This window comes from Streptomyces sp. DvalAA-14 (assembly GCF_900091855.1).
Classification (GTDB): Bacteria; Actinomycetota; Actinomycetes; order Streptomycetales; family Streptomycetaceae; genus Actinacidiphila.
In genome coordinates, this window is record NZ_FMCH01000464.1 from 1 (window position 1) to 9288 (window position 9288).

The following is a 9288-nucleotide window of genomic DNA, read 5'->3' on the forward strand; positions in this document are numbered from 1 at the left end:
TTAAGAGCTCGGTTCCCCCGATTGATTCGGGGGAACCGAGCTTTTTTTGCGTTGTAGGGGTTCGGCATCCCCCCGAGAACACCGAACCCCAGCTTCAGTGACCCGCAGCTTCAGGCGAGCCGCGCCAGTTCCGCCGCCCGGATCGTGCCCAGCAGCCCTTCTCCCTTGGCCCATCGCTCCACTTCGTCCACCGCGTAGGCGCCGAGGCGCTGGACCTCCGTGCCCTGGCAGCCGGCGATGTGCGGGGTGATCAGGACGTTGGGCAGGGAGTGCAGTTGATGCGTGGGCGGGAGCGGCTCGGGGTCCGTGACATCCAGGTAGGCGTCGAGTCGGCCGGTGGCACATTCCCGGGTGAGCGCCTCGGTGTCCACCAGCCGGCCCCGGGCGGTGTTGACGACGGCGGCGCCGTCGCGGAGCAGTCGCAACCGGCGGGCGTCCAGGAGGTGGTGGGTCTCGGGGAGTTCGGGGGCGTGCACGGTGGCGATGTCGGAGCGGCGGCACAACTCGTCCAGTTCCACGAGTTCGACGCCGAGCGCGGTGGCCTCGGCCGCGGAGACGTACGGGTCGGCGAGCAGGACGCGAAAGTCGGCCGGGGCGGTGCGCAGCCGGGCGATGACGCCTCGGCCGATCCGGGAGGCGCCGATGACGCCGACCACTGCTCCGTCGGCGCCGTGCCGCTCCGGGTAGCCCGGGTAGTGGCCGGTGCGGTAGGCGGCGGCGGCACGCAAGGTGCGGCGGGCGGCGAACCAGATGGTGGCGAGGGTGAACTCGATGACGGGGGCCGCGTTGGCGTCCGCGGCCGACGACACGGCAATGCCGCGCTCCCAGACCTCGGGCCCTACATGGGCCTTGACGGTGCCGGCGGCGTGGATGACGGCGGCCGAGCCGGGGGGCCAGGTCGAGGAACGATGCGTCCAGTTCGGGACAGCCCCAGCCGGTGAGCAGCAGGTCGGCGGTGGCCAACGCGCCGGCCGACTCGGCCCAGTTGGTCAGTGGTCCCGCGGTGACCTGGACGAGGGTGTCGAGCCGGGCGCGCAGCTGGGCCGGGAGGACGAGGTCCACGACGTCCTGCCGCATCGCCAGCACCAGGTTCGGCCGTTCCACCATGTCCGCCCCTCGCCTGTCGATGCCCGGCCGGCGAGCCGCCGATCGACGTGTAATCGGTTACTGCCGCAACCCGTGGAGATTAAGCCGGTCCCGGCCGGGCGTCAACGGAGCCGACCGATTCCCGTCCCGAGTCCCGTCCCGATTCCCGCCCTGGTGTCCGACCAAAGCGGCCGGAAGCCCGACAACCGCCCTCGCGGCACTCGCACATTCCCGTTGCGCGCGGGGTCGACCCGCTCTAGTAACCGGTTCAGGTACGCCGTGGCGTGCTCCTCCTCGATCCGGTCCAGGCCCTGGCCCAAGCTGGGTCCGATCACGGCGTCCGGTCGCTGATCGGGCCCGCTGCCGCCGTCCGCCAGCACTACGCTGGGCGGCGGCGGAGCGGTGGACGGGCGGAACGGGCGGAACGACGGACGTGCGGACAGCGGGGGCGGCGGGGATGGCGGGGATGGCGGAGACAACACCTGGGCCCGGCCCGGCGGACGTCAGGCGCCGGGTCACCATCCGCGATGTCGCCGACCGGGCCGGGGTGTCGGTCGCCACCGTCTCCCGGGTGCTGGCGGGCAACTACCCGACATCGGCCGCGGCTCGCGCCAAGGTGCTGCGCGCGGTGAAGGATCTGGACTACGTCATCGACGGGCGGGCCCGGGCGCTGGCCGGTACCGGTCCCAAAACGGTCGCCGTCATCGTCTCCTCGGTGGACAGCGCGTTCTACGCCACGGTCGCCCAGGGCGTGGAGCAGGAGGCCGCCGCCCGTGGTCGGCTGTGCATGGTGTGCAGCCACGGCGGAGACGAGGCGCGGGAGCTGGCGCTGGTGCAGATGATGCGTGAGCAGCGGTCCGAGTTCGTGGTCCTGGTCGGCGGCGCGGTCGAGGACGAGCGGTACCGGGCCCGGCTGACGCAGTACGCGTACGGGCTGGCCGCCGCGGGTTCCCGGCTGGTGCTGTGCGGGCGGCCGGCGCCGAGCCCGGACATGCCGGTCCTGGTCGTGGAGTACGACAACGAGGCCGGCGCGTACGCGGTGGTCAGCCAGCTGTTGTCCGCCGGGCACCGCGACATCCTCTACCTGGGCACGATGCCGGGGCACTCCACCGTCGAGCCGCGGATCGCCGGGTACCGCCGGGCGCTGGCCGACCACGGTCTGGGGCCGGCCGCCGAGCGGATCGCCGGGCGGGGTCTGGGGCGGGAGCGGGGTCATGCCGCGATGCGGGAGATCCTTGCCGACTGCGGAGGGCGTCCTCCGTTCACGGCGGTGTTCGCGGGCGACGACCAGGCCGCCGCGGGGGCGATGGCCGCGATGCGCGAGTACGGGCTGCGGGCGCCCGGCGACATCTCCGTGGTGGGCTACAACGACGACGGCCTCGCCCAGGATCTCAACCCGCCGCTGACCACGGTCCGCATCCCGGCGTACGAGCTCGGCCGGGAGGCGGTCCGGCTGGCCCTGGCCGAGGCCGCGGACCGCGCGGACGGGGCGCCGCGCAGCACTGTGCAGAAGCGGCATCTGCTGGGTACGCACATCGTGCTGCGCGAGTCGGTGGGCCGGCCGCGGCCGGCGGCGGGAGATCTTACGGATCGGTGACCGCGACCGGCCGGCCCCGGCTGCGCACAGGCAGGGCGGCTAGCCTGCCCAGGGAGCCGGAACCGTCGCCGACCTGGACCGCGGCGGCCGGCAGCTTCGGAGGTCGCTGTGGTCACGCTGGTGCTGATCGGGCTGGTGGGCGGATTCATCACCGGCATCTCGCCGTGTGTGCTGCCGGTGCTGCCGGTGATCTTCCTGACCGCGGGCACCACCCAGCCCGGCCGGGACAGCGCCGGCCGGCGGCCGTATCTGGTGGTGGCCGGACTGGCGCTCAGTTTCAGTGTGTTCACCTTGCTGGGCACGCTGGTGCTCAGTGCGCTGCCGCTGCCGTCGGACACCATTCGCTGGGCCGGCCTGGTGGTGCTGACGGTGCTGGGCGTCGCCATGATGTTCCCCCGGATCCAGGATCTGCTGGAGCGGCCGTTCTCCTACGTGGGGCGGCGGCAGGTCAGCGGCGGCCACGGCGGTTTCGTGCTCGGTCTGGCGCTGGGCGCGGTGTACGTGCCGTGCGCCGGGCCGGTGCTGGCGGCGATCACGGTGGCGGGGGCCACCCACCGGATCGGGACGCAGACAGTCGCGTTGACGCTGGCCTTCGCGGTGGGGACGGCGGCGCCGCTGCTGTTCTTCGCGCTGGCCGGCCGGGGGGTCGCCGAGCGGGTGCGGGCCTTCCGGGAGCGGCAGCGGTCGGTGCGGTTCGTGGCCGGCCTGGTCGTCATCGGGCTGGCGGTCGCGCTGACCTTCAATGTCACCGACGCCATCCAGCGGGCGGTCCCCGACTACACCGCGAAGATCAATCAGGCGCTGGACAACTCCGGGGCGATCAAGGGCCTGGGGCCGCAGCAGAGCGCGGCACTGGCCACGTGTGCGAACACGGTGTCCAGCACGCTCCTGGACTGCGGCAAGGCTCCGGCGGTCACCGGCATCCAGCAGTGGTTCGACACCCCGGGCGACCAGCCGCTCACCGCGGCCGACCTCAAGGGCAAAGTCGTCCTGGTCGACTTCTGGGCGTACTCCTGCATCAACTGCCAGCGGGCCATCGCGCACACCGAGGCCTGGTACCGGGCGTACGAGAAGGCCGGCCTGGTGGTGATCGGCGTGCACACCCCGGAGTACGCGTTCGAGCACGAGGCGGCCAATGTGAAGGCGGGCGCGGCCCGGCTGCACATCACCTATCCGGTGGCGCTCGACAACAAGTACGACACGTGGAACGCCTTCGGCAACAACTCCTGGCCCGCGTCGTACCTGATCGACTCGACCGGTGAGGTGCGGCACGTCGCCATCGGCGAGGGCGACTACACCGGTGACGAGGCGCTGATCCGCCAACTGCTCACCGCCGCGCACCCGGGCGCGGACCTGCCGGAGTCGACCGATGTGCCGGACCGCACCCCGGCCGACCCGAACCAGACGCCAGAGATGTATCTCGGCTCCGAGCGTGCCCAGGGGATCGCCAATGGGCCGTTGAACAACGGCGACCGCCACTTCACCCTGCCGGCCTCCCTGGACCCGGACGAGTTCGCCCTGGGCGGCGGCTGGAAGGTCGCGGGCGAGGACCTGACGTCCGGTGCGCAGGCTACGATGGAGCTGAACTTCAACGCCGACGACGTCTATCTGGATGTCGGCGGCACGGGTACGGTCACCGCGACCTTCGGCGGCCGGACGAAGACGTTCAAGATCTCCGGCGCGCCCGACATCTACACCGTGGTGGACGCCACCACACCTGGTCAGGGCCTGCTCAAGCTGACCTTCTCGCCCGGGCTGAACGCCTACTCCTTCACCTTCGGATAGTCCGGCCGCGCGGGGGCGGTCAGCGGATGCGGACCGCGTCGCGGACCGTCGGGGGCAGGGTGTCCGCGGTGTCGTCGCCGAGGGCCAGCCGGACGTCGGCGTCCTGCCAGAGCGGGGCCTGCCAGCGGGCCAGGGCTTGCTCGGGGGAGCGCAGGACGGCCAGGGTGGGCAGGCCGGCGGCGTGGCCGTCGGCGAGCAGCCGGGGCAGCGACGGGACCGGGGCGAGGGCGCCGATGTCGTCGAGGACGAAGGTCAGTGGTGGGTCGAGCCGACCGGCGGATGACCCTGCGGCCATGCACCGGCCGTGCTCGACCACGCTGGAGAGGAGTGCGGTCAGCAGCGGCATCGCACCCGGATGGGACCGCGGGTCCTCGATCCGCTCGCCCACTATGTAGAGCGTTCCCCGTTCGGTGGTGAACGACTCCAGATCGAGGCCGCCGGTCCTGGCCGGATTGCAGGCGTCGCGGATGTGCACCGAGTTGAGCGGTTCGAGCAGCAGCCGGATCAGCGCCTGGGCGGCGTCGCGGCGTTCGGGGTGGGCGTGCAGCACCGATTCCAGTTCGCCGCTCCAGCCGGAGGCGGCGCCGGTGTCGGTGCGCAGGATCCGTACCGGCTCACCGGCGCCCGCGCCGCCGGCTGCCCAGCGGTGCACCTGCCGGAAGGGCAGTCCGCCGACGGCCGCCGCGTGCAGCCAGCAGCGCAGCAGCGTGGCCGCCGTGTCGTGCACGATCAGTTCGTCGGCGCGGGCGGTACGCAGCGGGGCGAGCAGCGCGGCGGCGCGTACCCGGGCCGTCGGCGGCTCGGCGCAGCCGTCGTGGGGCGCCCAGCGCAGCCGGCCGGGCACGTCCAGCAGGTGCGCCGGGTCGTAGACGTGCACCGGGCCGAGCTTGGCGCGGTTGCCGACGGTCTGGTGGTAGGTGTCCGGGTCCGCGGTGGTGACGACGACCGGTCCGGCGGCGGCCAGCACGGCCGGCTGGGTGATCCGCTTGGCCTTGTCGCCGCGCGGGACGGCGAACAGGGCGTAGGTGCGGGTGACTTCGCCGTCGGCGAGGTGTTCGGCGGCGGGCCCCGGGTGCGGCGCGGCCGGGTATCCGCCGGGGCCGGCCGGGGGCAGCACCGTGGTGGGGGTGTCGTCCGCGGCGAAGGGCGCGCCGCGCGGCACGGTACGGAACCAGGCGTCCAGGCCGTCGCCGTCCTTCGCGGGCCGCGGCGGGGTCGCCTCGTGGCGCGGCGGGGTCGCCTCGTGGCGCGGGGCGGGCAGCGGGGAGTCCTCGGGCCGGGCCGGGTCGGCTGCGGGGGCCTGCTGCGGGCGGTAGCCGCGGGCGTCGCGCGTCCGCAGCCGCGCCACGATGTTCAGCACCCACACGGTGAGCACGAACAGCACCATGAACTGCGCGATGAACACGCCCCAGAACAGCCCCGGTCCGGGCAGCTGACCCACCGGTGTCTGCGGCCACGCGCCGGCCAGGTCGTGCGGCCGGCCGATCAGCGACCGCATCGCCAGCGGGGTCCGGGTGAAGTGCACCGCGTGCGGCCAGCCGCCGTGCGAGAGCAGCCCGGCGATGCCGGTGGCCGTCCACACCAGCAAGGTCACGCCCAGCAGGAATCCGAGGACGCCGACGATCAGACCGTCCGGCAGGCCCCCCGAGGGCTCTTTCGTCCGCTGCGCCATCGTGTCCCCGTCACGCGACCGCGTCGTCTGCCAGCTGTTTGGCCAGCGCGACCTGGGCGGCCACATGCGCCTCGGCGCGGGCCTCGGCCTCGGCTTCCGCCTCGGCCTCCAGATCCGCCGCGTGCTGCACCGAGGTCTCGGTCATGGCGCGGTCGGTGAAGACCAGCGGCCGTTCCGTCTCGGTGATCAGGTGCTTGACCACCTGGACATTGCCGTTGACGTCCCACACCGCGATACCGGGGGTGAGCGTCGGGATGATCTCCACCGCCCATCGTGGCAGGCCCAGGACTTTTCCGGTGGCGCGGGCCTCGTCGGCCTTCTGGGCGTAGATGGTGCGGGTGGAGGCCATCTTCAAGATCGCGGCGGCCTCCTTGGCCGCGGCCCCGTCCACCACGTCCGACAGGTGGTGGACGACGGCCACGAAGGACAGGCCGAGCCGCCGGCCGAACTTCAGCAGCCGCTGGAAGAGCTGGGCGACGAAGGGGGAGTTGATGATGTGCCAGGCCTCTTCCACCAGGAAGATGCGTTTTTTCCGGTCCGGGCGGATCCAGGTGTGCTCCAGCCACACGCCGACGATGGCCATCAGGATGGGCATGGCGATCGAGTTGCGGTCGATGTGGGACAGGTCGAAGACGATCAGCGGAGAGTCGAGGTCGATGTCGACGCTCGTCGGGCCGTCGAACATGCCGCGCAGGTCGCCGTCGACCAGCCGGTCCAGGACCAGCGCCACGTCCAGGCCCCAGGCGCGGACGTCGTCCAGGTCGACGTTCATCGCCTCGGCGGACTCCTGCTGGGGGTGCCGCAGCCGTTCCACGATGTCGGTGAGGATCGGCTGGCGCTCCGTCACCGTCTCGACGACGAAGGCGTGCGCGACTTTCAGCGCGAAGCCGGACCGCTCGTCCAGGCCGCGGCCCATGGCGACCTCGATGATGGTGCGCAGCAGTGCCAGCTGCCCGGTGAGGGTGATCGCCGGGTCCAGCGGATTGAGCTTGATGCCGCCGTTGAGGGCGGCGGTCGGGTCGAGCCGGATCGGGGTCAGGCCGAGCGCCTTGGCGATGAGGTTCCACTCGCCGACGCCGTCCTCGCCCTGCGCGTCCAGCACCACCACCTGCCGGTCGCGGAACCGCAGCTGGCGCAGGACGTAGGTCTTCTCCAGCGCCGACTTGCCGTTGCCGGACTCGCCGAGCACCAGCCAGTGCGGGGCGGGCAGCTGCTGGCCGTAGAGCTGGAAGGGGTCGTAGATGTAGCCCTTGCCGGAGTACACCTCACGGCCGATGATCACACCCGAGTCGCCCAGGCCCGGTGCGGCGGTCGGCAGGTAGACCGCCTGGGCCTGGCCGGTGGAGGTGCGCACGGGCAGCCGTGTCGTCTCCACCCGGCCGAAGAGGAAGCTGGTGAACGCGTCGGTCATCCCCGCCAGAGGGTCCAGCATGGGCATGGCAGTGGCCTCCTCGTACGGGCGGGCTAGCGGCGGATGCCGGTCGCGAACGGCAACGTGTTGACGAATGCCCGGTGGTGCTCACGATCGCACCATTCAAGCTTCAAATACGACTTACCGGCGGAGGCGCGAATGGTCCGCTTGTCGCGCGCCAGCGCTTCCGGGGAGCGCGAGGAGACCGTGATGTAGCCGACGATGTTGACTCCGGCGGCGCCGCTGGCCAGGTCCTCGCCCCGCTGGTCGATCCGGCCGTGGTGGGCGATGTCGCGCGGGTCGACCACCCGGTTCATCTTCGCGGCGCGGCTGGCCTCGGCGTCGTCGTTGGTCTTCTCGGTCAGCATCCGCTCGATGGCCACATCGGTGGGTTCGAGGTCCATCGTCACCGCGACCGTACGGATCACATCGGGGGTGTGCACCAGCAGCGGTGCCAGGAAGTTCACGCCGACCGGGGTCATCGGCCACTCCTTCACCCAGGCGGTGGAGTGGTGCCAGGGCGCCCGGGTCGACGACTCGCGGGTCTTGGCCTGCAGGAAGGTCGGGTCGGTCGCGTCCAGCTCGGCCGGCCAGGCGTTGCGGCGGGTCATCGCCTGGATGTGGTCGATCGGGTGGTCCGGGTCGTACATCGAGTGCACCAGCGACGCCAGCCGCGCCTGGCCCAGCGGCTGGCGCACCCGGATGTCGGCCTCGGCGAGCCGGGCGCAGATGTCGTTGAGCTCCCGGGCCATCACCGCGGCCAGCCCCGAGTCCTTGTCCACCTTGGCGCCGCGCACCGAGCCGGCCCGGGCCATGGCATTGCCCTCGGCGGCCAGTTCGCGGGTGAAGTGCATGCACGCCACCAGGTAGGCGCGGTGCTGCTCGGAGGAGGTGGACACCATGGACTGCAGCTGCTCGTAGGAGTCCTTCAGCCACCGGTCGGCGTCCGGGTCGCCGCGCTGGGCGACATCCTTGGCGTGCGCGTCCGGGTCGGCGGGCAGGGTGCGGGCCAGCATCTGCAGCCGGGTCACGAAGCCGTCGCCGTTGGCCACGTGCTTCAGCAGCGTGCCGAACCGCTCGACCAGCGCCTCCTGGTCCTCGCTGTCGCGCAGGCCGACACCCGGCCCCTCGATCTCGATGGCCGCGGTCACGGTGCGCCGGTCCACGTGCAGCAGCACCGCGATCTCGTCCGGCCCGAACGGCGCCGCGAGCCAGCTGATCCGCCCGATGCCCGGCGGCGGGCCGATCTCCACCTCCCGCCCGTCGAGCGCGACACCGGCTTCCTGCACGGCCGAACGGTAGGTGGGGGTGGTGCGCAGCGTACGGCGGTAGGTGCGGTTGATCTCGAACCAGCGGTAGAACGTACGCCGCCGGTACGGCATGTACACCGCGGCCAGGGCCAGCAGCGGCCAGCCGACCAGGCCGACGATGCGCAGCAGGAGGACCGGTACCGCCAGCCCCGAGATCATGCCCAGGCCCGCGCCCGCGATGATCAGCGCGATCTCACCGGTTTCCCGGTTCTTGCCCACGATCGCGTTGGGCCGGGCCTTGCCGATCAGGTACGTGCGGCGTGGCTGCGTGAACGGCTGGGTCGTCACCGGCGATCACCTCCCTGCGAAGTGCCGTTGTTGGAGCCTGGTGCCTGGCCCCGGTTGGAGCCCGGGCCCGATCGGTAGGGGGAGCCGCTGAGCGGGCCGCCGCCCGGCGCGCCGCCGGAGCCGCCCGCGCCGCCGCCGC

General features: G+C 72.3%; 5 protein-coding genes and 1 pseudogene. 2 read left to right on the top strand and 4 right to left on the bottom strand.

Annotation, left to right across the window (positions count from 1 at the left end; translation table 11 throughout):
* Positions 1–110 precede the first annotated feature (110 nt).
* Positions 111–1077 (bottom strand): annotated as a pseudogene (locus GA0115240_RS24360) (hydroxyacid dehydrogenase).
* A 475-nt stretch (positions 1078–1552) separates the two neighbouring features.
* On the opposite strand from GA0115240_RS24360, the gene GA0115240_RS24365 reads away from it, so the two are divergent.
* Complete coding sequence (locus GA0115240_RS24365) at positions 1553–2683, top strand: LacI family DNA-binding transcriptional regulator (RefSeq protein ID WP_093739662.1); 1131 nt, start codon at positions 1553–1555, stop codon at positions 2681–2683.
* Between the two features lie 108 nt (positions 2684–2791).
* Entirely contained in the window at positions 2792–4468 is a 1677-nt protein-coding gene (locus GA0115240_RS24370) for a cytochrome c biogenesis protein CcdA (protein ID WP_093739664.1), read from the top strand.
* A gap of 19 nt (positions 4469–4487) precedes the next feature.
* Here GA0115240_RS24370 and GA0115240_RS24375 read toward each other — a convergent pair whose 3' ends face one another.
* The 3 genes from GA0115240_RS24375 to GA0115240_RS24385 are packed head-to-tail and all read right to left on the bottom strand — an operon-like array spanning position 4488 to position 9149.
* Positions 4488–6140: a type IV secretory system conjugative DNA transfer family protein gene (locus tag GA0115240_RS24375; protein ID WP_093739666.1), complete on the bottom strand. Its 1653-nt coding sequence runs from the start codon at positions 6138–6140 to the stop codon at positions 4488–4490.
* 10 nt (positions 6141–6150) lie between these two features.
* Positions 6151–7572: an ATP-binding protein gene (locus GA0115240_RS24380; protein WP_093739670.1), complete on the bottom strand. Its 1422-nt coding sequence runs from the start codon at positions 7570–7572 to the stop codon at positions 6151–6153.
* 32 nt (positions 7573–7604) lie between these two features.
* A complete protein-coding gene (locus GA0115240_RS24385; protein WP_093739668.1) occupies positions 7605–9149 on the bottom strand; it encodes an SCO6880 family protein in 1545 nt (514 codons plus the stop codon).
* Positions 9150–9288: the final 139 nt, after the last annotated feature.